The 23,834-nt window shown below is 46.5% G+C and carries 20 protein-coding genes and 5 tRNA genes; 14 read left to right on the top strand and 11 right to left on the bottom strand.

Annotated features, from left to right (window positions below):
• Nucleotides 1–14 precede the first annotated feature (14 nt).
• Nucleotides 15–90, top strand: a tRNA-Trp gene (locus tag OCV68_RS07770).
• A 91-nt stretch (nucleotides 91–181) separates the two neighbouring features.
• On the opposite strand, the gene OCV68_RS07765 is transcribed toward OCV68_RS07770, so the two are convergent.
• The 9 genes from OCV68_RS07765 to OCV68_RS07725 form a co-directional block, all read right to left on the bottom strand.
• Nucleotides 182–361, bottom strand: coding sequence for a hypothetical protein (locus OCV68_RS07765; RefSeq protein WP_147622736.1), 180 nt, complete (start codon nucleotides 359–361; stop codon nucleotides 182–184).
• A 608-nt stretch (nucleotides 362–969) separates the two neighbouring features.
• Nucleotides 970–2,244, bottom strand: a complete 1,275-nt coding sequence (locus tag OCV68_RS07760) for a glycoside hydrolase family 5 protein (RefSeq protein WP_262571919.1) — start codon at nucleotides 2,242–2,244, stop codon at nucleotides 970–972.
• 214 nt (nucleotides 2,245–2,458) lie between these two features.
• Entirely contained in the window at nucleotides 2,459–2,770 is a 312-nt protein-coding gene (locus OCV68_RS07755) for a hypothetical protein (protein WP_262571918.1), read from the bottom strand.
• A 72-nt stretch (nucleotides 2,771–2,842) separates the two neighbouring features.
• On the bottom strand, nucleotides 2,843–3,529 hold the full coding sequence (locus OCV68_RS07750; RefSeq protein ID WP_262571917.1) for a hypothetical protein: 687 nt from the start codon (nucleotides 3,527–3,529) through the stop codon (nucleotides 2,843–2,845).
• Between the two features lie 737 nt (nucleotides 3,530–4,266).
• A complete protein-coding gene (locus OCV68_RS07745) occupies nucleotides 4,267–4,962 on the bottom strand; it encodes a DUF4367 domain-containing protein (protein WP_262571916.1) in 696 nt (231 codons plus the stop codon).
• Nucleotides 4,937–5,494, bottom strand: a complete 558-nt coding sequence (locus OCV68_RS07740) for an RNA polymerase sigma factor (RefSeq protein WP_262571915.1) — start codon at nucleotides 5,492–5,494, stop codon at nucleotides 4,937–4,939. The genes OCV68_RS07745 and OCV68_RS07740 overlap by 26 nt, the downstream gene beginning before the upstream one ends.
• A 93-nt stretch (nucleotides 5,495–5,587) precedes the next feature.
• Nucleotides 5,588–6,526 (bottom strand): hypothetical protein, encoded by a 939-nt coding sequence (locus tag OCV68_RS07735; RefSeq protein WP_262571914.1) that lies wholly within the window; start codon nucleotides 6,524–6,526, stop codon nucleotides 5,588–5,590.
• Nucleotides 6,527–6,834: 308 nt separating this feature from the next.
• On the bottom strand, nucleotides 6,835–7,560 hold the full coding sequence (locus OCV68_RS07730) for a hypothetical protein (RefSeq protein ID WP_022475129.1): 726 nt from the start codon (nucleotides 7,558–7,560) through the stop codon (nucleotides 6,835–6,837).
• Nucleotides 7,561–7,792: 232 nt separating this feature from the next.
• Nucleotides 7,793–9,871 (bottom strand): elongation factor G, encoded by a 2,079-nt coding sequence (locus tag OCV68_RS07725; RefSeq protein ID WP_262571913.1) that lies wholly within the window; start codon nucleotides 9,869–9,871, stop codon nucleotides 7,793–7,795.
• A 382-nt stretch (nucleotides 9,872–10,253) separates the two neighbouring features.
• Here OCV68_RS07725 and serC point away from each other — a divergent pair, with 382 nt between their 5' ends.
• The 3 genes from serC to OCV68_RS07710 are packed head-to-tail and all read left to right on the top strand — an operon-like array spanning nucleotide 10,254 to nucleotide 12,887.
• Complete coding sequence (gene serC / locus OCV68_RS07720; protein ID WP_022475131.1) at nucleotides 10,254–11,333, top strand: 3-phosphoserine/phosphohydroxythreonine transaminase; 1,080 nt, start codon at nucleotides 10,254–10,256, stop codon at nucleotides 11,331–11,333.
• Between the two features lie 17 nt (nucleotides 11,334–11,350).
• Nucleotides 11,351–12,511 carry a phosphoglycerate dehydrogenase gene (locus tag OCV68_RS07715; RefSeq protein ID WP_262571912.1) on the top strand — a complete coding sequence of 387 codons (1,161 nt, stop codon included), beginning with the start codon at nucleotides 11,351–11,353 and terminating at the stop codon, nucleotides 12,509–12,511.
• Between the two features lie 49 nt (nucleotides 12,512–12,560).
• Nucleotides 12,561–12,887, top strand: coding sequence for a hypothetical protein (locus OCV68_RS07710; protein WP_147622726.1), 327 nt, complete (start codon nucleotides 12,561–12,563; stop codon nucleotides 12,885–12,887).
• Nucleotides 12,888–12,997: 110 nt separating this feature from the next.
• Here OCV68_RS07710 and OCV68_RS07705 read toward each other — a convergent pair whose 3' ends face one another.
• Entirely contained in the window at nucleotides 12,998–13,513 is a 516-nt protein-coding gene (locus OCV68_RS07705) for an FUSC family protein (RefSeq protein ID WP_262571911.1), read from the bottom strand.
• A 213-nt stretch (nucleotides 13,514–13,726) separates the two neighbouring features.
• On the opposite strand from OCV68_RS07705, the gene OCV68_RS07700 reads away from it, so the two are divergent.
• The 8 genes from OCV68_RS07700 to OCV68_RS07665 all read left to right on the top strand — a co-directional run bounded on the left by OCV68_RS07700 (nucleotide 13,727) and on the right by OCV68_RS07665 (nucleotide 18,772).
• Nucleotides 13,727–14,893 carry a serine hydrolase domain-containing protein gene (locus OCV68_RS07700; RefSeq protein ID WP_262571909.1) on the top strand — a complete coding sequence of 389 codons (1,167 nt, stop codon included), beginning with the start codon at nucleotides 13,727–13,729 and terminating at the stop codon, nucleotides 14,891–14,893.
• 10 nt (nucleotides 14,894–14,903) lie between these two features.
• Nucleotides 14,904–15,743 (top strand): alpha/beta hydrolase, encoded by an 840-nt coding sequence (locus tag OCV68_RS07695; protein WP_262571907.1) that lies wholly within the window; start codon nucleotides 14,904–14,906, stop codon nucleotides 15,741–15,743.
• Between the two features lie 250 nt (nucleotides 15,744–15,993).
• Nucleotides 15,994–16,069: transfer RNA gene (locus tag OCV68_RS07690), tRNA-Val, on the top strand.
• Nucleotides 16,070–16,113: 44 nt separating this feature from the next.
• A tRNA-Asp gene (locus OCV68_RS07685) sits at nucleotides 16,114–16,190 on the top strand.
• Nucleotides 16,191–16,194: 4 nt separating this feature from the next.
• Nucleotides 16,195–16,270, top strand: a tRNA-Phe gene (locus OCV68_RS07680).
• A 4-nt stretch (nucleotides 16,271–16,274) separates the two neighbouring features.
• Nucleotides 16,275–16,350 (top strand) — tRNA-Gly (locus OCV68_RS07675).
• A gap of 76 nt (nucleotides 16,351–16,426) precedes the next feature.
• Nucleotides 16,427–17,545 carry a D-alanyl-D-alanine carboxypeptidase family protein gene (locus OCV68_RS07670; protein WP_262571906.1) on the top strand — a complete coding sequence of 373 codons (1,119 nt, stop codon included), beginning with the start codon at nucleotides 16,427–16,429 and terminating at the stop codon, nucleotides 17,543–17,545.
• Between the two features lie 246 nt (nucleotides 17,546–17,791).
• Nucleotides 17,792–18,772 (top strand): diaminopimelate dehydrogenase, encoded by a 981-nt coding sequence (locus OCV68_RS07665; RefSeq protein ID WP_262571905.1) that lies wholly within the window; start codon nucleotides 17,792–17,794, stop codon nucleotides 18,770–18,772.
• Between the two features lie 391 nt (nucleotides 18,773–19,163).
• On the opposite strand, the gene OCV68_RS07660 is transcribed toward OCV68_RS07665, so the two are convergent.
• The gene (locus OCV68_RS07660) at nucleotides 19,164–19,757 is read right to left on the bottom strand and encodes an L-2-amino-thiazoline-4-carboxylic acid hydrolase (protein ID WP_262571903.1); all 594 of its coding nucleotides are present in this window, start codon (nucleotides 19,755–19,757) and stop codon (nucleotides 19,164–19,166) included.
• Nucleotides 19,758–19,947: 190 nt separating this feature from the next.
• On the opposite strand from OCV68_RS07660, the gene OCV68_RS07655 reads away from it, so the two are divergent.
• Both OCV68_RS07655 and OCV68_RS07650 read left to right on the top strand, forming a co-directional pair.
• Nucleotides 19,948–21,222, top strand: a complete 1,275-nt coding sequence (locus tag OCV68_RS07655; protein WP_262571901.1) for an SGNH/GDSL hydrolase family protein — start codon at nucleotides 19,948–19,950, stop codon at nucleotides 21,220–21,222.
• A 193-nt stretch (nucleotides 21,223–21,415) separates the two neighbouring features.
• Complete coding sequence (locus OCV68_RS07650) at nucleotides 21,416–23,692, top strand: hypothetical protein (RefSeq protein WP_262571899.1); 2,277 nt, start codon at nucleotides 21,416–21,418, stop codon at nucleotides 23,690–23,692.
• The last annotated feature ends 142 nt before the right edge of the window (nucleotides 23,693–23,834 follow it).

Here is a 23,834-nt window from a genome sequence, read left to right as displayed (position 1 = left end):
CCAATTTTACTTTTAGGGGTATAGCTCAGCTGGTAGAGCAGTGGTCTCCAAAACCACGTGCCGAGGGTTCGAATCCTTCTGCCCCTGCCATTCAAATTCTACAACATAAAAAATGTTGTATTAAAAATCTCCCACCCTCAACCGAGAGTGGGAGATTTTTAATGTAAGACGATTAAACTAATCATTCAACCTCGATAACAGGATCTATGCGTACAATGAAATTACATTTGGGATTTGAGCAGTAAAACGAATGAGCTTTATCAGCAGTTGTGTTAAAAGGAATAAAGTATCCGCTATGGCAAGCCTTACACTTGACCTTTTCACCTTTTATAAGTTTATCAATGAGATTTTCTTCTTTCATATATAGCGCCGCCTTTTCTTCTATTGTATTTGATTTAAAAGACTTACCATACAAGCATCTCCTTATTTGTGATACTTTGCGCAGTTAAAAAGCACACTATTGGTGTGTGGCGATTCGTCAGAAATTTCCTCATCATTAACTTTAATATCCTGAAAAGATTGTTCGGGGGAAAGTTCAAAGGATTCTTTCATAAAAGCTTCACGCTCTTCTGCAGAGCCATCCAAAACGGTTATGGGCTTTGTATCCGTTTAATCATCTCCTCAGAAAGCTGCTTTATAATGTTTGAAAATTTGCGCATTGTCTGTTTAAGTTAATTTTATAATATTTTTTCAACAGGAAGCGGCATACTAATTTTGTGATAGGCTTTTGTATTCATTATACCATTTCAGCCAGCGTTGTCAAGTGTACATTCTACATTTTCTCACCTTATGCTCAAAGACAAACGATGCCTCCCTTATAAGCTATTATAGATGATGTAAGCTTGTCTTTTTATTCGCAAGTCATTTCTTTAACTTTTGGAAGGCACATTTTTCATCGTGCTAAATTGATATAAAAATATAAAATGCCCATCTGAAGCCAATCAGATGGGCATTTTATATTATTACCTCTTACTTTTCAAATCCCTTTGGAGCTGCGATCTCGTAATCTCCGTCGGAGTTGATAGCTCTCATCATTGCAGCAATGAGGTCGGGCTGAGTTATCTCACGTGTGGAGCGGTTTATTACGCCGAAGCCCTTGTCGCCGTTCCAGCCGTTGTCCCAGTAAACGGGAATGCAGCCGTTGTCCTTGGCAGCCTTTACAACATATTCCATCCAGTAGCATCTGAAGCCGCCGAAGGTGTCGCTTACGTGCTCCTTGTTCTGAACGCCCATCTCGCCGATGATAACGGGATAGCCCTTGCTTACAAATGCGTCGTTCAGCTTCTTCATGGTGCTGTCAACGTAGTCCTCCTGACCCCAGTTGTCGTAATTTTCAACTGCGTATTTGCCCCACTGAGTCTTTGCTGTTGCCATGTTCTCGTCGATAGTAAAGTTATAGGGGTCATAGTAGTGAACGGATATCATAAGCCTATTGCCGTCTGCCTTGCAGCCGCTGTCGGTTGGAATAACAAAGCCGTAGTTGCCTGCAGTGTATTCAATGTTGGTGTTCCAGCCGGGAATAAGCAGCCAGCGCTTTTCGTTGTTGGAGCCTGTCTTTCTTACGGTGTCAACAAAGATCTGATTGTAGGCGTTGATATTCTCATAGCCGATTGCATTGGGCTTTCCGTATGTGTTGTCGGACTCCTCGTTCATGGACTCGAAAATAAGGTGCTGGTCATAATCCTTGAAGCGGTCAGCGATTTGTGCCCAGACCTTTTCGTACTTGTCCTTTATCTCGTCCTGGTTGTCGTCAACGCAGCGGAGCCAGCTCTTGTCAACAGTATAGTAGCCGTCGCCGTGAATGTTGATGATGGCGTAAAGGTCGTTGCCTACCACATAATCAACAACTTCCTGAACTCTGTCAAGCCATGCGCTGTCGATGGTATAATCGGGTGCAGCGCCGATCTTATCCAGATATGATACGGGGATACGGACTGTCTTGAAGCCCTGCTCCTTTACTGCCTTGATAAGGTCCTCGGATATTGTGGGATTGCCCCAGGTTGTTTCTGACGGAATACCTGCGTTTGATGCTTCCAGCTGATTTCCCAGATTCCAGCCCATGCCCATTTCCTTGGTGATGGTTGTCTGGTCAAGCTCAGTCCATGCAGACTGTACCTCTGCGGTATCTGCCTGAGACTGTGCATCTGAACCGTTTGCGTCAGAGCTGCTTGCGCAGCCTGTAAGACCCAGCATAAGTGCGGCGGTGAGCACACACAGTCCTCTGAGCAATTTGTTTTCCTTCATTGGTTTTATCCTCCTTAAAATCATCTTTTTTGCAATAGTCGATGAAATTGCATTTGCAAAAAACAGTTCCAGTTAAATTTATTCAATTATAACAGATTTTATCGGATAAAACAAGAAGTATTATCTATAATAATGAAATCGTTTTCTTGTTGCTTTAGTACAAAAATTATCGTAATATAAGTGGATTATCACACAAATGGGACAAGCTGAAAGCTTATTTGATTTTAACAAAGAAAAAGCGTACCAGAGCATAGAATAATATGAAAAGTGCAATGCAGATGTAAATTGAAGCGTTGGTCAGCAGGAGCAAAGCCTGTTCCATTGCGCCTCCGAAAAGCTCGTGGCGGAATTTTTCAAGGAGAAGTCCCGCTGCAACAACTGCTGCGGAAATTATAAGGTCTATCATCAGCTTTGTTAAATTTTCCTTTGCTTTCAGCTCCGGCATCTGCTTTGTTCCTATTCGCTGCCTGTTGATGATAAGGCATAAAACGGCTGCGAGTATGGGAGGAAGTGCGAAAATAATCATATTTATAATGCTCCTTTGTATATTATTTCCGTCAGGCAATTTTTATTAGAAATTGCCTGACGGATTTTTGACTTAGGTTGTGATTCTGCTAAATGTATTACATATTACGGTACCTTTGTTGACTACGTTTATAGATGACCGGCATCTGAGTGTGTATCCAACATAACCCTCGTTTGATTCATAATAAACATCATTCAGCGAAGTGCTTTTGGTTGTGCTTTCTTTCCAGAATAAAGCAGCAGCGTCGGATACACCGTAAGTTACGGTGCGGCTGTTAACAGCAACATTTTCTGTTTCCCATGAAGCTGCTGCGTCAACAAGTTCGTTGTTCGGACCCAAATTATCGATCCAATATACAAAAGCCCATGCTTTGATATCATACTGGAATTTTGGATCCCAGTTTTCCTTAACTGTTGCTGATACTACTGATGCTGTTACATACATATTTGAGGCTTTGCCTGCTTTATTCTTGACTTCACCGATTTTTCTTACTGTGGAATTAACGTCCATTGTAAGAGTATCTTCGGAGGTGCCGCTTACAGGAATAAATTCTGCATTTGCGCCGATACCGTCTCTGATAGAGGCTGGAATGGAGTAATCAATGATACTGTTTTCGGTTGCCTCTTTTAAGGTGTCCATATTTACGGAATTCATCAGTCTGTTGGCTTGAAGCATAACGTATTGCTCATCGGATATGGCTTTCTCCGAATAAGCGTATATAGGTGTGCAGGTAACGGAAAGAGCTGTAACAACGGACATTGCTGAAGCAATAATTCTTTTAATACTAAGCACCAATTAAAAACTATACAAAAAATTGAGCATAATCTTGCGTATATGGATTATGCGATGATTTTTTTGTCTATAGTTTTATTGGTGATTAGTATAAAGCACTTATTCATAACATTCAATCCTTTCATTTTCAGCACTAAAGGCTGTTTTTACGTTCATAGAATTTGGCGGTCATATTTGCACTGAACGTGGTGCGGGACATAATCGGTAAGGCAATTATTTTTATGATTTTTAATATTTTTTGGAAATAGAATCTGTAACGTGTTCGCTTGAGCCGTTGCGGTTTACATAAGCAGATACGCTTAATGTATAGGTTTCGCCCTTTGTAATGTTTGAAGTTGTCTTTGAGCAAACAAGCATTGAACTTTTTGATGATAAATTACTCCAAGACTTAACTTCATTACCATTGCTGTCTTTTAAGGATATGGTGCAGTTGGTAATGCTCGTTGTACCGGTATCTCCTTTTATTTTTGCATAGCATACAGCTTCGTTTTCTGAAAAAGTGATACTAAGAGTGATTTTGTTATTATTTGAATAACGAGGTTCGGCATATACCAGTACAGATGAACAACAAATTAAAATCGTCGTTAATGTAATAGCTAAAATGGCTAAAATTTTTTTCTTTATAAAATAACCTCCTTTTTCATTGCCTTACATTTATAAAACGACAAAAATCCTTTTTTTACTGCAAAATATTATGGCTTTTTTCAAAAAATTATACTTTCGGCTATTTTAATAAATTCATCTTGGCTAATTTGTGCATCTATGCTATAATAATAACCGCTTTGATACCATATCAGTGTGCTTTCGCTGTCAGCTTTTGCCGCTTTATAGAAATAATAAACCGTATTATTATCGTTTATTTCAATAAGCTCATGCCGTTCATTGTCATATGATATTTGAGAATTACTTCCCAAACCATATTCAAAATATAAGTAAGTGTCATTTGTCGCTTCATAAGTCAATGCCACATCGCTTTCGGAATAATACACCGACCTTAATTCATATCCTTCAGGCACATATCCAAGCTGTATATTTTTATTGAACTCCACATCGCTGCCTGTCGAAAAGCTGTAGCTGTCGTGGGTGGGGAAAATGCTTCGGAACACGTTTCCTACTGCGGCAGATACCTCAGGCTGTGTGAGCAGTCCGCCGAAAAGTATTCCCATTGCCGCCGCTGCCGTGACCGCCAGTTGGCTGAACACTCTGCCTGCCGCAGATATGCGCTCCCTTCTGCCTGCGGAGTTCCTTATCCGCCTGAGCCGTCTGTGAAAATCTGCGGGATAGATGTGCTCCTCGGTGGAAAGCATGGCGGCTGATGCTTCGTTTTCGTATCGGGATATAAGGGCGCTTTTCAGCAGTATATCAAAGATCTCGTCATTTGCTGCTTTTCTCCGTTCCATACAGTTCCTCCAGTTTTGTCATTAAAAGCTTTTTTCCACGGTATATGCGTGAGTCTGCGGTTTTTACGGGAATGTTCATAAGCTTTGAGATACTTGCTGTGTCATAGCCATATACAAGCTTCAGCATAAGTATATCGCTGTAAATGCTGTCAAGTTCACCGACGGCGTTCAGCAGGGCGCTGTAGCCATCACTGCTTATTATGTGGCTCAGAACATCGGAGGATATATCGGGTATTGCTTCATCAAGCGGCTCCGTGTCATTTATGTGCTCAGACTTCAACATATCAAGAGCAGTGTTCCTTACTATAATAACGATAAAAGCGGCAGTTTTACTGCAATTCGGGTCAGAAATTTTTGAAATATTTTTCGCTATCTTCAGAAAGCTTTCCTGAACCGCTTCTTCGGCAAGGGCGGTGTTGTGCAGCACAGACATTGCCTTTGAAAACATCATATTGCCGTAGCTTCTGAAAATCTCGGCAAATTTTTCCTTATCGTCGGGTTCGTCTATAAGCGAGAGATAAAAGCCTAACATAAGCAAAACCTTTCTAAAAAAAGCTGCCGCACGGTTCATCGTGGGCAGCTTTCGGGAAGCTATGAAATTATCTTATATTATGCCACACTGTCGTTATTCGTCTGAACTTTGCTGACTTTCCGTTCCGTTGTTATCTTCCGATGCAGATGTATCGCTTTCAGCCTGAGCGGTCTGTTCAGCTTTCTGCTCTTCAAGTTTATCGCTGAGCTTGCCCAGCTTATCCTTTACTTCCTCGATGGTATTAAAGATAGGATATTCGATGGAGAAATATGTGTAGCTCCATGTGCCGTCATCAATGTCATACACCAGCTGACCGTTCTGCTCGGCAAGAGCGTCTGTTTCGTCGAAATAAACCTCGCCGTCGATTATCATTTTTGTGCCGCTCCACTCGCAGCTGAACTCGCAGGGCTTGGGAGCCTGCTTTACAAGCTTTTTGATGGTGGTATCAAGCTTTATAAAGCCCTTGTCAACGTCAAGTGTATTGGGCTGAACATACACGCACTTCTTGCCCGTGGATTTGTTCTGCACGTCAAGCACGTAGTATCTGAATGCACCCGAGGGTGAAACTCCCTGCTCGATAAGCGTATCTACCGTTGTTACCCTGAAAACGTTCATTATCAGGAAGAATGCGATGCCGCCGAGTATGTACATCAGCAGGAATATGGTGCCGAAGATCGTTTTTGCTGTCTCGTTCATATGGCAGCAGAAGAAGCCGAAAAGTGTTACCACTGCGGCAGGCAGAAGCAGCGGCCAGTTGCCCCAGTCAAGCAATAGCAGCGGGAAGAACAGCAGCATATTCACCATTCCGAAAATACAGGTGAACACCGATTTTCTTGTGTACATGAACAGCAGGCATATGACCAGAGAAAATACCGAGCCGATTATAGCAAATTCCTTTCGGCTGACATATTCTATATCGTAGAAGAAAACATTGTAGTCAAAGCACGCCAGCACGATGGAATAGGCAATGCCCAGCAGGCTGACTGCCATTCTGAACCATTTGTTTGTAACGACTGTCATGAATTTATTCATATGAAAACTCCAATCCTAAAGAATAAAATTACAGCTAATATAATTATACCAAAGCTGTCATAAAAGTCAACAAAAATTCCGTATCAATGCGGTTACAATAAAAAGACCCGAGACATTGTCCCGGGTCTTGGAAGATTTTCATACTAATCCTCAATCAACCTATAGACAAATCCTCGGCTGAAATAAGCCCATTCTTCGTCAAGCTTCCTTGCCGGGCGACAAGCCCGCCTGCAGTCGCTTTCCTAGACTGGTCTTATTTCATCTGTCGGCTTTGTCTATAGAACGATTAAAGATTAGTATCAAATGTGTTATCTGAACTTTCTTACTACCTTCAGCACGAAGAACGCGATGCCGCCTACGGCTGCGATTATCAGCACGATGAACAGGATAGTTGTTATAACTCTTGTAAATCCGCTGGGGCCTGTATAAACGGAAGTGTCAATGTCGCCGATATTTGCAAGGGTCTTGCCGTAGTTATCGGTGATGTCGATATTATCCACGTAGCACACATTTCCTGTAAAGGTCTCGGTGATGGGAATGGAGATGCCCACCTTTGTGTTCTTGGAATCGGCGGGAACTATCATGGAAGCTGTTACCCATGTGCCGTTGCTGCTGGTGGCAAAGGGAGTGGATGACCACTGGTCACCGTCAGCAAATATCTCAAATCTGTCGGTAGCCTTTGCGGCTTCCTTTGTGGCATGGATGTTGAAAGTAACGGTATAGCCGCCGAAGTTTGCAAGGCCGAAGTCGGCAGCGTCAAGGTAAAATCCGCCGTAGCGGTTGCTAAGGCTTCCCTTGAAATCCTCGCTCATAAGGAGCGATCTGCCCCAGATAACTTCCTTTTCGGATATCTCGGTCTTGAGGCCCGTATCGGAAGCATTTCCGAAGGTGTGGACATAATCCAGTGCCTTATCGGTATCAAAGGTTATTGTAGCGTCGGTTGACGAATTTGTTTTCTCAGTTTCAGCAAAAACGGCTGTACCCATTGTAAAAATGGAAGCAGCGGCGAGTATCAGTGATAAGAGTTTTTTCATATGCTTTGACCATCTTTCTCCGAATTATTTGCCATATGGATCTACTGCAATTTTTTCGTCCCCAGGGACGTACCCACTTGCATAAATAAGTTACAATATTATTAGTTTAATATAAAATCAGCGCTTTGTCAATAGGATTTTTTGATAAAAATATCATTTCGTTTAAATTTTCTGCAATTACCTGCAAATAAGCTGCCCCCTTCGTTTAGGAAAGGGGCAGGCTGTGTTTTTCTTATTCTCCTGTGCTGAGTGAGAGGATAACATCGCCCACAAGGTTTGCGGGGAGAAGTTCATATCTTACAAAATTGAACTCAAAGCTGCCCTTGCCTCTTGTTATCTGCCTGAGCTGAGTGGTGAAGTTCTGCATCTCTCTTTCGGGGACTTCCGCCTCGATGATGGTCATACCCTTTTCATCGGAGGGGTGCATACCCAGAACTCTGCCTCTGCGCTTGTTAAGGTCGCCCATAACATCGCCTGTGTTTTCGTTGGGGATAACTGCTCGCAGGGTTCCGACAGGTTCTAGTATAGCGGGGTCTGCCTGCTTGATGCCCTCCTTGAATGCCAGAGCTGCGGCGGTCTTGAACGCCATTTCGGAGCTGTCAACAGGGTGGTAGGAGCCGTCAACAAGGATAGCCTTTACGCCTGTTACGGGGCATCCTGCCAGCACGCCCTTGCCCATGCAGTCCCTGAGGCCCTTTTCAACAGCGGGGAAGAAATTCTTGGGAACCGCTCCGCCGAATACCTTTTCTTCAAATACCAGTTCGTCGGAAAGGCAAGGCTCGAACTCGATCCATACGTGACCGTACTGACCGTGGCCGCCCGACTGCTTCTTGTGCTTGCCCTCTGCCTTGACCTTCTTGCGTATAGTCTCACGGTATGCTATCTTTGCGGGCGCAAGGGTAACTTCCGTGCCGAACTTGTTTTTGAGCTTTGCGCAGGCAACTTCAAGGTGCTGATCTCCCAGACCCTTGATGATAAACTCGCCTGTTTCCTTATCCTGACCGAAGGTAAGGGTGGGGTCTTCTTCAGTAAGACGTGCGAATGCTGCGCTTATCTTGCTTTCATCGCCCTGTGTCTTGGGCTTAACAGCCATCTTGCAGCAGGGCTTGGGGAATACTATCTTGTCGTAGGACAGTATCTTTCCGCCGCAGAGGGTGTCGTTTGTGGCAGCGCTTATCTTTACGGCTGCGCAGATATCGCCTGCATTTGCGGAGGTTATCTCGGTCTGCTTCTTGCCGCAGAGGGAGTAGAGCTTGCCAATCTTTTCAGTCTCGCCTGTGGTGGCGTTCACATATTCGCTGTTAGCCTTGAACACGCCGCTCATTACACGGATAAAGGACATTTTGCCAACAAATGGGTCGGCAACTGTCTTGAACACGAATGCGCTTGCGGGAGCGGAATCGTCGCAGCTTACCTCTTCCATATCGTCAGCTGTGTATGCTATAGCGGGAGGGCAGTCTGCGGGGGAGGGGAGCAGCAGGCATATTTCCTTGAGCAGCATATCTATGCAGCCCATGGTAACATCGGAGCAGCATACAACGGGGGTTATCATACCCTTGTTCATGCCGTCGTGGAGGCCCTTTACCAGCTCCTTCTGAGTAAATGCCTCGCCCTCGAAGAACTTCTCCATAAGAGCGTCATCGGTCTCGGCAACTGCCTCGGAGAATGCTGCAACAAGGCCGTCGAGACGGTAGTCTATCTTTTCGGATATCTCGGCTGTGGGCATATCTGTTTCGGAAACGTTGCCCTTATCGTCGTACTTATAGCATTTCATTTCGATAAGGTTTATGTAGGATACCACCTGTCTGTCCTTGATAACAGGTACGATAACGGGGCACACTGTGGGGCCGAAAACTGTTTTCAGGTCAGTGAGCACGTTGTAGAAGTTTGCATCGGGGTCATCTACCTTGGTGATAACGAACATAGATGCCTTGTTCATCTTCTGTGCTGCGGCATATGCCTTTTCAGTGCCTACCTTTACGCCCGACTTGCCCGAAACGGTTATCATAACGGTGTCGGAAGCTCTTACGGCTTCAAGCATATCGCCCTCAAAATCGAAAAGGCCGGGAGCGTCAAGAAGATTGAGCTTCAGACCGTTGTATTCAAATGAAGCTATGGAAGCGCCCAGCGATGCCTTGCGCTTTATCTCTTCGGGGTCATAGTCGCATACTGTTGTGCCTTCGGCAGTCTTTCCAAGACGGTCGGAAGCGCCTGCTTTATATATCAGGGCTTCTGCAAGAGTGGTCTTGCCCGAGCCGCTGTGTCCTGCGATGGCGATGTTTCTTATATCTGCTGCGTGATAGTCTTTCATGACGATGCTCCTTTTCTTCGTATATTTATAATATTTTGTTGGAAATCCACAATTAGAAATCGCAACTATAGGGATATTATATATCATTTGCCAATATATTGCAATACTTTTACGGCAAATTATATATAAATTTTAAATTTGAGATATGCTCTTTGTTGATGTTGCACAACAAATGGCGCCGAGACTGACCTTTGTGTGCGGTATATATCCGCACTTCAAAGCTTTAAAATGTCATTATGGTAGGTCACGGAACTTTTTTCCTTGACTTTTATTGCCGTCAATGTTATAATATTGAATAGTATATTTTTTTATGTCATCTAATAATGACCTTGATGTGCGGCTATGCCGTATCAGGGCTTTTCAATGAAAGGAAGAATTTACAATGTCCAGAGTTTACAACTTCTCGGCAGGTCCCGCAATGCTGCCCGAAAAGGTACTCAGCACAGCTGCTGCTGAAATGCTTGATTACAACGGAACAGGCGAATCCGTTATGGAGATGTCCCACCGTTCAAAGGAGTATCAGGCAATAATCGACGAGACTGAGGCTCTCCTCAGAGAGATCATGTCCATTCCCGATAACTACAAGGTGCTTTTCCTTCAGGGCGGCGCTTCCACACAGTTTGCAATGATCCCCCTCAACCTTATGAACAAGTCCGGCAAGGCTGATTTCGTTCTCACAGGTCAGTGGGCTACAAAGGCATTCCAGGAAGCTTCCCGCTACGGCGACTGCAAGGCTGTTGCTTCCTCAAAGGATAAGACCTTCTCTTATATCCCCGAGATCGACAAGAACGAGTGCAGAGCAGACGCTGACTATTTCCACATCTGCTTCAACAACACCATTTACGGTACAAAGTGGGCTGAGATCCCCGATGTAAGCGTTCCTCTGGTAGCTGATATGTCTTCCTGCATTCTTTCCGAACCTGTTGACGTAAGCAAGTTCGCTATGATCTACGCAGGCGCACAGAAGAATATGGGCCCTGCCGGTCTTACCGTTGTTATTATCCGTGAGGATCTTATCGGCAATGCAAAGGATATCACTCCTACAATGCTCAACTACAAGACCCACGCAGACAATGGTTCTATGTACAACACACCTCCTACATACTCCATCTATATCCTTGGTCTGGTACTCAAGTGGGTAAAGGAGCAGGGCGGTCTTGAGGCTATGAAGGCTCTCAACGAGAAGAAGGCTGCTGTTATCTATGATTTCCTCGACAGCTCCAAGATGTTCAAGGCTACCGTTCACGGCAAGGATCGTTCTCTTATGAACATTCCTTTCGTTACAGGCAATGACGAGCTTGATGCAAAATTCGTTGCAGAGGCTAAGAAGGCCGGCTTTATCAACCTGAAGGGTCACAGAACCGTCGGCGGCATGAGAGCTTCCGTTTACAACGCAATGCCTATGGAGGGCTGCGTAAAGCTGGTTGAATTCATGAAGAAGTTTGAAGAAGAAAATTCCTGATCGGAGGTTCTTTTACCATGTACGATATTCTTACACTCAATAAGATCGCCAAGTGCGGCACAGACGCATTTGACAAGGCAAAATATACAGTTGCCGATGCTGTGGAAAATCCCGACGCTATCATGGTACGTTCCGCAGCTATGCACGATATGCAGTTCGGCAATAAGCTTCTCGCTATCGCAAGAGCAGGCGCAGGCGTAAACAACATTCCCGTTGACCGCTGCGCAGAAGAGGGCATCGTTGTTTTCAACACTCCCGGTGCCAATGCAAACGCTGTTAAGGAGCTTGTTATCGCAGGTCTCCTCCTTTCCTCCAGAAAGGTAACTGACGCTATTGACTGGGTATCCACCCTCAAGGGTCAGGAAGATATCGGCAAGAAGGTAGAAAAGGGCAAGTCCAACTTCGCAGGTCCCGAGATCAGCGGAAAGACTCTGGGCGTTATCGGTCTGGGCGCTATCGGCGTTCTGGTCGCAAATGCTGCAATGAGCCTTGGCATGAAGGTGATCGGCTACGATCCTTTCCTCTCCGTAAAGGCTGCGCTTTCCCTTAAGCCCGGCGTAAAGACCGTTACCGATGTTAACGACCTCTATGCTGCTTCCGACTATATCACTATCCACGTTCCTTACAATGCTGATACCAAGGGCACTATCTGTGAAAAGTCCATCGCTGTTATGAAGGACGGCGTAAGAATACTCAACTTCGCAAGAGGCGAGCTGGCTGATACCGCTGCTGTTCTGGCTGCTGTTGAAAGCGGCAAGATCGCTTGCTACATCACTGACTTCCCCTCCGATGAGCTTATCGGCGTAAAGAACGTTATCTGCGTTCCTCACCTGGGCGCTTCCACTCCCGAGTCCGAGGACAACTGCGCAGTTATGGCTGCTTCCGAGCTTATCGACTACATTGAGAACGGAAACATCAGAAATTCCGTAAACTTCCCCAATGCAGAGATGAATGCCGCAGGCACAAAGATCTGCGTTCTGCATAAGAATGTTCCCGCTGTTATTTCCGAGATCACAACTATCCTCGGAAAGGCTTCCATCAACATCGACAACATGATAAATGCTTCCAAGAAGGATTACGCATACACACTCATTGACGCAGCAGGCAACATCAGCGAGGACATCGCTGCAAAGCTTTCCGCTGCAGAGAACGTAATCAAAGTAAGAGTTATCAAGTAACTCTTACTTTGGAATAAAACTTCATTGTTATCACGAAAGGGGTAAAAAAATGGCAAATTACAATTTCAGCCAGGAAGACGCAAACGCAAACAAGGGTATGGGTATTCTTATGTCGGTTTTCCCATTTCTGTTCTTCCTTCCTCTGGTAGTTGAGAGCCAGAAAAATTCCGAATATCTCAAGTTCCGTGCAAATCAGTCGCTGATTATTTTCGGCTGCTCTGTTGCCTGCTCGATCCTTAATTACATACCCATTATAAAGTATATCTCGGGTATCATCAGTCTTGTTGTATTTGTTTTTGCTATCATTAACCTTGTTAATGCGTGCCAGGCAAGCGATAAGCCCCTGCCCCTTATCGGCGACATCAAAATTCTTTGATAAAACCCTATAAAATCAAAAGCCGTCTCGTTTGAGGCGGCTTTTTCATAGCATATAAAAATACTCATTGTATATATCTGATTAAATATATACAATGAGTATTTATTCGCTTACTTCTTTCTTATCATTTCAGCTTTGAGCTGTCTGGGGAGGAACATCTTTACGCCCTCCATGGTCTTTTCGTTGGGAGTGAAGATAAGGCGGACATTTCCTGCGCTCTGGTGCCTGAAATCGGCGTAATATGCGCCCTCGTTTGTGCCGTCGGTAACAAGGACGGTAGTTACCTTGTCGGCTGCCTCGGGAGCTTCCTCCAGCTTGCCGAAGGCGGTGAAGTCGCCTATCTTTGTGCTGAGCAGACGCTTTCTTTTGCGCTTGCCTGTTATCTTGTCGATATCAAGGTCGCCGTTGGTGAGGATATATTCATACTCGGTGTCGATGCCTGTCATAAGATAATATCCGCCGTAAAACACCAGACCCACCAGCAGCAGGCTCAGCGGGAAAATAATTATAAGGAAAAGAAAGGCTGCCACAAGAGCGGTAAGCACGCCTATGAGTATTTTCTTGGCTGTTTCGGAGCCGCCTGACTTTTTTGCCACAAGCTGCTCGGAATAAAAATCGTTGTTCATTCTGATGATCCTTTCGTGTAATGAAATTCCCCTATTCAAATAATTATATCACACAATCACCAAGGTTGCAAGGATAAAATACAGTTTTTTTGTTTACAGTGTGTTGACGCAGGCGGTTTTATGCTGTCAAATTGTCTTGCAAAGAGGAGGGATATGTGCTAAAATACAGGTAAAGTAAAAATAAGGCACGGGTCAGCCCGTGAGAGGTGCAAAATGATATCTCAGATAAACGAAACTTTGAAAATTGCTGTTGAAAACGGCGACGTATCAGGCGCAAATGTGCTTGTGCTGCATAACGGCAGGGAGGTGTATTGCCAGTACGGTATGAGGGACATTGAAAACAGCCTGCCTGTTGAGCGTGATACTATCTTCCGACTGTATTCCCAGACAAAGCCGATAACTGCCGCAGCGGTGGTGCTGCTGGCCTCCGAGGGGAAGATAGACATGGGAGCGTGGCTGTCGGACTATATGCCCGAATTTGCCTGCTCATATGTGAACGCCGACGGCGAAAGGCGTGGGGCGAAAAATCACATCACAGTCCGTGACCTGCTGAACATGACCTCGGGTATCCCATACCCTGACGGAGCCACTGAGGGCGGCAGACAAAGCGGAACGGTGTTCCGGACAGTAGAACAGCGGCTGCGCTCCGACTCGCCTGTGACTACCCGGGAGTTTGCGGAGATGATGTCCCACGTTGACCTTTGCTTTGAGCCGGGGGAGCGGTTCATGTACGGCGCTTCCGCCGATATTCTGGGTGCGCTTGTGGAAAGGGTCAGCGGAATGTCATTCCGTGATTTCCTCAAAAAGCGCTTTTTCGAGCCGCTGGGCATGAATGACACGGATTTTTATGTGCCTGCGGAAAAATCCTCACGTCTTGCAAAGGTGTATGACTATTCGGAAAACGGTCTGTATGAGATGAAAACAAATCATCTTGGTCTTGCGTATGAGAGGGATAACATCCCAGCGTTCCAGTCAGGCGGAGCGGGTCTGTGCTCCACCCTTGATGATTATGCCAAGTTTGCCCAAATGCTTATGAACGGCGGAGAATATAACGGTACCCGCATAATGCCGCAGGCGGCGGTGAGATTCCTCACTCACGGAGGTCTGGCACCCCACCGGAAGCATCAGCTGGCAGAGGGCTGGGGCTGGATGACAGGCTATACATACGGTAATCTTATGCGTGTATGCGACGACGAGAGCATGACATCGCTGTTTTCAACCAAGGGAGAATACGGCTGGGACGGCTGGCTCGGCACGTTCTTTTCAAATGAGCCTGCCCATGGCATCACGCTGCTTTTCGGCACACAGCAGGCAGGCGTGGGCAGATCGGGCGTGCTGGTGAGAAAGATAAAAAATATTGTAATGAGCAGTCTTGCTTAAAGGAGAAGCTATGATAATTGAGAGTTTTAAGATAAAAGCAGAGGGCTCGGGGGATAATGCCACCCTGCGCACATATATCGTTGACAGCTCGGAATATTTTGAGTACAGCAGGAGACCTATGGTGTTCATCTGCCCGGGCGGAGGATATGAATTTGTGTCCCACAAGGAGGGGGAGCCTCTGGCGCTCCAGTTCACCGCTATGGGCTATCATGCGGCGGTGCTTACATATTCGGTAAAGCCTGCGGTATATCCCACACAGCTGCTGGAGATCGCTCAGGCATGGAAGATAATCCGTGAAAATGCGGACAGGTGGAACGTTCTGACGGACAAGATCATCATTATGGGCGGCTCTGCTGGAGGTCATCTGGCGGCAAGCTACGGCATTTTCAGCGGCGAGGACTTTATATGCCGCTCTGTGGGGCTTACAGCACAGGAGCTTAGGCCTGCGGGAATGATACTGTGCTACCCTGTTATATCCTCGGGCGTGTATGCTCACCGTGGCTCCTTTGAGGCACTGCTGGGGGTACCATATGGCGAGAATAAGGAGATGCTTGAAAAAATGTCCCTTGAAAAGCAGGTGACGGAGAACACTCCCCCTGCCTTTATCTGGCACACCTTTACGGACAATGTGGTTCCCTCGGAAAATTCCATGCTTTTTGCCATGGCGCTGAAAGAAAAGGGCGTAAACTGCGAGCTGCACATTTTTCCCGACGGGGGACATGGGCTGGCGCTTGCCAATGAGTTCACCCAAGACAAGGGCGGATATGGCATTCAGCGTGAGTGTGTTGTGTGGATAGAGCTTGTAAAAACATGGCTTGGAAATAAATTTGGTTTCGGTGAAAGTCTGTAAAAATATTTTTCGGCATTTTATATCCGCAGCGGGATCTCTGCTGCGGATATTTTAAAAAAGTGCTGATTTTGATGTGCATAATATCTAACCGTATATGTGCAAAACAGCATATCTGTCAGCAAATGTCACAAACTGAAATTTTTTTTGAAAAACCCCTTGACTTTTCCTGCTGAATGTAGTAGAATAAACAAGTCGGTTGAGGACAGCGGTTCTCAAAAGACAAGCGGAAGCCCAACAATATCGGGCGAATGGGAGCATAGCTCAGCTGGGAGAGCATCTGCCTTACAAGCAGAGGGTCATAGGTTCGAGCCCTATTGTTCCCACCAAAATGATGCGGAATTGTTCGCAAAAACAATTCCGCACAATATTCGGCCTGGTAGTTCAGTTGGTTAGAACGCCGCCCTGTCACGGCGGAGGTCGTGGGTTCGAGTCCCATCCAGGTCGCCATTTTGCCTCTGTAGCTCAGTCGGTAGAGCAGGGGACTGAAAATCCCCGTGTCGATGGTTCGATTCCGTCCGGAGGCACCATATTGCGGATTTAGCTCATCTGGTAGAGCGCCACCTTGCCAAGGTGGAGGTAGCGAGTTCGAGCCTCGTAATCCGCTCCACGATTCGTCGAGACAATAGTCTCGGCGTTTTTTTTTATCCTTTTATACTATTATAATGTATATCGGAGGAAGCTATATGAAAAGATTTGCGGCGGCGCTGGCTGCTGTTCTTATGCTTACCGCCTGCACTCAGGTGGAAGAAAATATACCCGTAATGGCGGAGACCTCTGCCGTGACCGAGGATACTGACGCATCTGTCGATGTCACCACTGCTGTTTCGTCTGAAATTGTTTCGGAAGAAATAACATCGGAAACCGAGCTTGAAACATCGGAGGCAGTGTCCGAAAGCGAAACAACTGCTGCGGAGGAGGTACAGACCGAAGCACCTGCGGCTGCTGAAAATTCGGCAGAAGAGACCTCAGCAGCTGAAACTACGACAACCGAGGCGGTTTATGAGGACGCTCAGGCAGAAAGCACGGGCACTGTCACAGGCATTGAGCTTACGTTTTACGATGTGACGCTTTCTCAGGGCGAACACAAGATGCCCATTGTTACCATGTCACCCGAAAGCGCTCCCGATAAATCCGAGATATGGACAAGCTCCGATGAAAGCATTGCAAAGGTAGATGGGCTTGGAAATATCACCGCTGTGGGCGAGGGTACGTGCGTTGTCACCGTGGCTTCCGCTGCCAGCCCCAACGTTACAGCAAAAGTGAACGTGACTGTCAAGGCGGCTCCGGGACTTACATACATAGGCGGTATTCTCATTGCAAACAAGACCTACGCTCTCCCTGCGGACTATAACCCGGGCGTTGACCCCGAGGCTCAGGCGGCTTTTGACGATATGCAGGCCGCAGCCACAAAGGAGGGGCTGAACATATACGTATCATCGGGCTTTCGCTCCTATGAATATCAGTCGGGGCTTTACGACAGATATGTACAGCGCAGCGGTAAGGCAGAGGCAGACCGCTATTCCGCCCGCCCGGGCCATTCCGAGCATCAGACAGGGCTTGCCTTTGATATGAACACCATTGACATCTCCTTTGCCGATACCGACGAGTATGTGTGGGTCAAGGCACACTGCTGGGAATATGGCTTCATCATCAGATATCCCGAGGACGGCGAGGATGTAACGGGCTATATGTATGAGCCTTGGCATATCAGATACCTTGGTAAGGAGACTGCCAAAAAGGTCTATGACAGCGGCCTTACGCTGGAAGAATATCTGGGAATAGATTCAAAATACAGCGAATGATGCAACTGCATAAGCTGCTTACTTGCATTAAAATAAATAAAAAAGTCCGCGTGGGTTTATATTTTCTGACTTAATTTGTTCGGAGGGTATTGACTTTTGCGGATTTTTTTGTTATTATAAATTTGTGCATTGCTTTGCAGGAAAATAACAGTCGGCTTGCATATGGGCGGCAGGGACGTCCGCAGGTCGGTCATTTTGCTTTTCTGCGTTAATGAATATTATTATTTTATAGGGAGATTGATATTTATGATCCGTGTCGGTATTTTAGGCTACGGCAACCTTGGAAGAGGCGTTGAGTTCTCTATCCGTCAGAACAAAGATATGTGCCTCAAGGCAGTTTTTACACGCCGTGATCCCGCTTCTGTAAAGATAATGACAGAGGGCGTTCCCGTTTATTCCGTAAACGATGCAGCAGCTCACAAGGACGAGATCGACGTTCTTATCCTCTGCGGAGGAAGCGCAAATGACCTTCCCGCCCAGACCCCTGAGTATGTAAAGTATTTCAATGTAGTTGACAGCTTCGATACTCACGCAAGGATCCCCGAGCATTTCGCAGATGTTGACAAGGCTGCTAAGGAGTCCGGCAAGATCGGTGTTATCTCCGTTGGTTGGGATCCGGGACTGTTCTCTCTTATGAGAATGTACGGCAACGCAGTTCTTCCCGAGGGAAGCGACTACACATTCTGGGGCAAGGGCGTAAGCCAGGGTCACTCCGATGCTATCAGACGTGTAAAGGGCGTTAAGAACGGCAAGCAGTACACCATTCCCGTTGAGTCCGCTCTCGAGAAGGTAAGAAACGGCGAAAATCCCGTTCTCACCACCCGTGAAAAGCACACAAGAGAGTGCTTCGTAGTTGCTGAGGAGGGTGCAGACCTGGCTCAGATCGAGCATGATATCAAGACCATGCCCAACTACTTCTCCGACTATGATACTACCGTTCATTTCATCACCGAGGAGGAGCTTGAAAAGAACCACAGCGGAATACCTCACGGTGGTTTTGTCATCAGAACCGGCAAGACAGGCAACGGCGATAACAAGCACGTTATGGAATTCAGCCTGAAGCTTGACTCCAACCCTGAGTTCACCGCAGGCGTGCTGGTTGCATTTGCAAGAGCAGCATACAAGCTTAACGCAGAGGGCGCAAGCGGCTGCAAGACCATTTTCGACGTAGCTCCCGCATACCTTTGCCCCCAGACTCCCGATGAGCTGAGAGCACATATGCTTTAATTTTGCGGTAACAGAAAATCCCGATGCACTGCGGTGTGTCAGGATTTTTTTTCAGACGAACTGGTATAATAGGAGTATGACAATTACAGTATCCCGATGCGAGGAGGCATATCAAAATTATAACCGGTTTTGACGATATCAGCAAGCGCGCCGCAGAGTGCGGCAGAGATGCCAAAGCGTATATTTTTCTTTCGTGGCTGGGACTTACCGAGGACGAGATGAAAAGCATAGGGGCAGATGATTATAACGCAGCAATGCGTATCCTTATGTGCGGCAGGCGAGAGCCTGCCGCTTTTGCGTGATAAGTGGACTGTTGGAAAAATCAGCACAAACAAAAGCAACAGGGACCTGCATTTTGTCTGCAAGTCCCTGTTAATATCGTTAATATATCTTATTTCCTCACAAAACTGTAGTCACAGCAGCTTCCGCCGTTTCCTATCTGCTGGGTATAAACAAAATCTGCTCCGGGAAGCGAGTCGTAAATGATATCATCTATATGGCAGAACACAGCCGTAAGCTCGGGTATGCCGTATTTCCTGAACAGCTGGTCAAAAATACAGTCGTGGGTTATCATGGAAAATGTGTTCTTCGGTGCCTGCGGTAGCTCGATGTTCCAGCCGTAGCCTGCTGTTCTGCGGATCTTTATTGGCATATACACTTTCAGAAACGGCACGAACACAGGCAGACGTGACAGCTTTTTCATCGTATTTATCTGTGGCTTTACAAAGTCGTACATGGCGTTCCGCACTATTGCTATGCTTTCCTCTCTTGTTCTGCCCCGCTCTTCATACGAGAACACAAACGCCAGCGAGGTGAAAAGGTTGCACAAAAAGCCGTAGTTCTTATCATCGGCATATGGCCTGTTGTCGCTGACAAGCCTGTCTATGCGGCTCAGTACCTTTTCCTGCATGGCTTTGTCAGAATCTGCAAAAAGCACGGAAAATCTGCTGTCTGAGATCATTTTCTCAGGGTCATAGTCTTTCATTTCAAATCCCCTTTGTTTATATTAGCATATACTAACCAAATTATACCATCGGATTGGAAAAGTGTCAATAGGAAAGCGTGTTTTTTGGCGATATTTGGGCGCATCAGGCAGATGATTCATATTATCTATTGTAAAAACTGCGCTTGTGTGTTATAATGTGTGCAAATGTGATTTGAAAGGACGTTTTGATATGAATAAAAAGATCATTGCCGCTTTGTGCGCTCTGACGATATGCCTATCTGCTGCTGCCTGCGGACAGACTGACAGTGCAGAGGACGCTCCTGCCGAGACAACTGCTGCCCAGAGCGCTCCCGCTCCTGTTACCGCGGCGACCGAGGCTGTTCCCACTGAGCCTGTTGACCTCTCCAAGGGGCTTACGGACGCTATGTACGAGAGAGCTGTTGTCAGCGAGGGCAACAAGGCTCGCCTTGCAAAGGCTATGAAAAAGGTTGCAAACGGCGAGGACATCACTGTGGGCGTTATCGGCGGCTCCATTACTCAGGGAAGCAGTGCCACTGACCACAACAACTGCTATGCCGAGCTTTTTCACAAGTACTGGGTGGAGAAATTCCCTCAGAGCAATGTTAATTTTGTGAATGCGGGCATCGGCGGCACAAATTCCTATCTGGGCGTGCACAGAGTTGACACTCAGCTTCTTGACAGCAAGCCCGATGTAGTCATCGTGGAATTTTCCGTAAACGACACCGACAAGCTTATGAACAAGTATTCCTACGACAGCCTTGTAAGAAAGATACTTAACTGCGACAGCCAGCCTGCGGTAATGCTGCTTTTCACCACTCAGGAGGATGGCACCAGCCTGTGGGAGACCCACAAAGAGATAGGCGCTGCATATGACCTGCCCATGCTCAGCTACAGGGCTGTGGTTTATCCCGAGGTCTCTGCGGGCACTCTTGACTGGAAGGACATTTCCCCCGACAATATCCACCCCAATGACGAGGGCCACAAGCTTATCGGTCAGCTGGTAAGCAGGTATCTTGACAGTGTTTATGACGACCTTGACAATATTGACGACAGCAGCGTTGCTTTTGATACTCCCGCTTACACTGCCGATTATTACAAGGACGCAAAGATGCTCGGCGCATCGGATATCACTCCCCAGGAGATAAGTGGCTTTGAGCAGGGCGGAAACTCCGTTTATCCCGAGCTTTTCCCCGACAACTTCGTTACCGAGGATGAGGGATATCTTAAATTCGAGACAGAGTGCAAGTGCCTTGGCTTCTTCTACCTGAAAAAGGTTGACGGCAAGGGCGGCAAGTATGATGTTTACGTTGACGGCGAAAGAAAGGGCACTCTTGACGCTGATTTCAAGGGCGGCTGGGGCAACTATGGCGAAACTCAGCAGATACTTATCTCCAAGGACAGCGAAAAGCACACGGTTGAGATAAAGCTTGCCGAGGGCAGCACCAACACTTCACTCACAATTTTAGGAATAATGGAAAGTTAAGTTGAATACAGCTGAAAAATTTTTGTGCAAACATACAAAAAACACACTTGGCTAATCTGTAAAAATGACAGTTGAAGATTTGGCAAAAATGTGTTAAAATTAGCTTGTGAATATTTATGGGGGAGATATCGGCATATGATGTTTCTTTCATAAACAAAGGATTTAATCAAATTTTTTCAAGGAGGAGATAAAAATGAAGCTTAAAAGATGTATAGCTTCTGCAACAGCTCTTGCGATGACCGTAAGCGTTATGGCATTTGCACCTATGACTGCTGAAGCTGCTCCGGTCGATAGACCTAATGGCACTGAAAGTGTTATCAAAACCTTCAGCATTGACGGCAACCCCGTTATGTCTCAGTATGCTTCCTGCTGGGTAAGCCTTTACGGAATCGACGAGTCAAGCTTTACTTCCGCAAATTATGTAAAGGTAACCATGGATTTTGACACTGCACCTGAGATCGGTGACGGCAAAAACAAAATGAGCGAGGTCGCAGGCTGGGGCTGGGGCTCCTACAGCGGCTGGTATAATGCAGGTCAGTTCTACGACGGAACCATCAAGAGCAGTAAAAATCTGGTTCCTGCTACCAGTTCAAAGGATAAAGAATATTACTGCTACCTTCCTGTTTCGGATTTTAAGGTTGATGACCATATAGCCGGAAATGTTCAGAACTATATTGCCGTTACTGCAACACTGAAATCTGTTGAGCTTGTTGAGATATCAAGCTTCTCTGCTCCCACACTCCCCGCTTATAAGTATGATTTCGACCAGTCCAGCGGAAGCTGCGGCGCTTGGGGTCAGGCTGCTTTCACCGAAGTAGGCACTGACAAGACCGTTACCCCCGAGGTACTGGCAGGCAATTCTGTAATTGCTGTCAAATATACAAGCTCAGATCGCCCTGACCTTGTTCTCAGCGACAGCAAGGGTGATACTTCTCCTCTTAACTGGATAAAGGTAAAGCCTGACGGCGTTGCCGACGGCGTTGCTTACTACATGATGGCTGATATGGCTGCAGCATGGACAGCAGCAGGCGGCAGCACAGATTTCTCTGATGTTGCCAAGCTCTTTGTTTCCGCAGGCGCCAATGATCTTACCGTATCTTCTGCTTCCGTTTACTCAAACTGCAGCAAGATAAAGACCATTACCCCCGTAGTAACACTTCCCGATTCCATCACAGTTTACACTACCGATACAGATGCTCAGGTAAAGCTTATCAAGGGTGCTGTCAAGGTAAGCGGCATTGATATGCTTACTTCCGATGACTACACTCTTACAGTTTCATCTGACGGAGCAGCAGGTGTTGCAGCATTTGCTCTTACCACTGTCGGAAAAGCAAAGTATGAGCTTTCTGCCGATGCGGTTACCACAGCTACCTGCGTCATCAACTTTGAGGCTTGGAAGCCTACCTTCTATGATGATTACACCGTAAGCGGTCCCATGACCATTGATGTTGATTACAACTCCGACGCTTCCGCTGTTTCTTCCGCTATCACAGCTGCTATCGGTTCTCAGACAATCACAATGGAGCTTATCGCTTCCGAGGGTGACCACGCTCCTCTCCCTGCAAAGGCTATTGAGGACGTTATGACCTCTATCGTTCTTCCCGATTCCTACGATGCTGACTCTACTGTTTCCGTTCCTGTTACCATCGGTCTCAGCAACGTAATGAACGAGGGCGACGTTTACTATCCCAATTACACACTGGGCGCTTCCGGCGAGGCTGCAAGCTCCGTAACTGTTACATATACAGTTAATATCGGTTCTGACAGCTCCAAGCCCGATCCTAATCCTAACCCCGATCCCGATCCCGATCCTAAGCCCAATCCTGATCCCAATCCTACTCCCGAGCCTGTTCCCACAGGATATAACGGAGACGGCACCGATCCTACAGCAAAGTATCCTTCCAACGGCAGCACAGATTGTGCAGCAAGCCGTTATGCAGGCGGCAATGCGTACAGCTCAGCAAGAGCAGGCTATGCTATCCGTCAGGCAGCTTCCGGTTCTGAGGTAGTTATCATCATGGAATCCGATGACATTATCCTCAGAAGAGTTCTTGAGCTTCTTGCTCAGAAGGACAATGTAAACGCAACATTCGTTTACAGCGGATATTCCGTAACCATCAACAGCGACGATATCGACGCTGACGAAGTAACAGATATCGACCTTTCCAACAAGGGCAAGTTCCTTACCGCTGATGAGCTGGCAATGTTTGACGGCGCTATCGAGGTAAGACAGCTTAACCTCAGCGCATTCAAGGGCATTGCAAAGGTACAGATCACCATGACAATGACCGGCGCTTCCAAGGGTGCAGACGGCACAGCTCTTGACAGAACCTCCGAGGGTCAGTTCAGATTCATTTCCGACGGTTCCGTTGGTGATGACAGAACATTCTCCTTCGAGATCACCGAGGGCGGCAAGTATGTCGTTTTCACAGGCGACTGCGATGTTGAGGTTTACGAGGACGAGGTTTGATCGTTCGGACTAAGCTGAATTCTTAAACAATGAAAGCACGTACTTAAAGGGGCACCCTTAGGTACGTGCTTTTTCTTGTATGCAGATTATATTTAATTTATATCTGTAGAATTTTTTATACCATTGCTGTATAATATAATCA

It is taken from the genome of Huintestinicola butyrica (genome assembly GCF_025567215.1).
Taxonomy (GTDB): domain Bacteria; phylum Bacillota; class Clostridia; order Oscillospirales; family Ruminococcaceae; genus Huintestinicola; species Huintestinicola butyrica.
The sequence above is the reverse complement of the archived record's forward strand: the minus strand, read 5'-3'. Positions and strand labels throughout refer to the sequence as shown.

Bases quoted from the DNA above. Each gene is read 5' to 3' on its own strand.
- OCV68_RS07765 (WP_147622736.1), bottom strand. From the start codon at position 361: ATGAAAGAAGAAAATCTCATTGATAAACTTATAAAAGGTGAAAAGGTC.
- OCV68_RS07760 (WP_262571919.1), bottom strand. From the start codon at position 2,244: ATGAAGGAAAACAAATTGCTCAGAGGACTGTGTGTGCTCACCGCCGCA.
- OCV68_RS07755 (WP_262571918.1), bottom strand. From the start codon at position 2,770: ATGATTATTTTCGCACTTCCTCCCATACTCGCAGCCGTTTTATGCCTT.
- OCV68_RS07750 (WP_262571917.1), bottom strand. From the start codon at position 3,529: ATGTCCGTTGTTACAGCTCTTTCCGTTACCTGCACACCTATATACGCT.
- OCV68_RS07745 (WP_262571916.1), bottom strand. From the start codon at position 4,962: ATGGAACGGAGAAAAGCAGCAAATGACGAGATCTTTGATATACTGCTG.
- OCV68_RS07740 (WP_262571915.1), bottom strand. From the start codon at position 5,494: ATGTTAGGCTTTTATCTCTCGCTTATAGACGAACCCGACGATAAGGAA.
- OCV68_RS07735 (WP_262571914.1), bottom strand. From the start codon at position 6,526: ATGAATAAATTCATGACAGTCGTTACAAACAAATGGTTCAGAATGGCA.
- OCV68_RS07730 (WP_022475129.1), bottom strand. From the start codon at position 7,560: ATGAAAAAACTCTTATCACTGATACTCGCCGCTGCTTCCATTTTTACA.
- OCV68_RS07725 (WP_262571913.1), bottom strand. From the start codon at position 9,871: ATGAAAGACTATCACGCAGCAGATATAAGAAACATCGCCATCGCAGGA.
- serC (WP_022475131.1), top strand. From the start codon at position 10,254: ATGTCCAGAGTTTACAACTTCTCGGCAGGTCCCGCAATGCTGCCCGAA.
- OCV68_RS07715 (WP_262571912.1), top strand. From the start codon at position 11,351: ATGTACGATATTCTTACACTCAATAAGATCGCCAAGTGCGGCACAGAC.
- OCV68_RS07710 (WP_147622726.1), top strand. From the start codon at position 12,561: ATGGCAAATTACAATTTCAGCCAGGAAGACGCAAACGCAAACAAGGGT.
- OCV68_RS07705 (WP_262571911.1), bottom strand. From the start codon at position 13,513: ATGAACAACGATTTTTATTCCGAGCAGCTTGTGGCAAAAAAGTCAGGC.
- OCV68_RS07700 (WP_262571909.1), top strand. From the start codon at position 13,727: ATGATATCTCAGATAAACGAAACTTTGAAAATTGCTGTTGAAAACGGC.
- OCV68_RS07695 (WP_262571907.1), top strand. From the start codon at position 14,904: ATGATAATTGAGAGTTTTAAGATAAAAGCAGAGGGCTCGGGGGATAAT.
- OCV68_RS07670 (WP_262571906.1), top strand. From the start codon at position 16,427: ATGAAAAGATTTGCGGCGGCGCTGGCTGCTGTTCTTATGCTTACCGCC.
- OCV68_RS07665 (WP_262571905.1), top strand. From the start codon at position 17,792: ATGATCCGTGTCGGTATTTTAGGCTACGGCAACCTTGGAAGAGGCGTT.
- OCV68_RS07660 (WP_262571903.1), bottom strand. From the start codon at position 19,757: ATGAAAGACTATGACCCTGAGAAAATGATCTCAGACAGCAGATTTTCC.
- OCV68_RS07655 (WP_262571901.1), top strand. From the start codon at position 19,948: ATGAATAAAAAGATCATTGCCGCTTTGTGCGCTCTGACGATATGCCTA.
- OCV68_RS07650 (WP_262571899.1), top strand. From the start codon at position 21,416: ATGAAGCTTAAAAGATGTATAGCTTCTGCAACAGCTCTTGCGATGACC.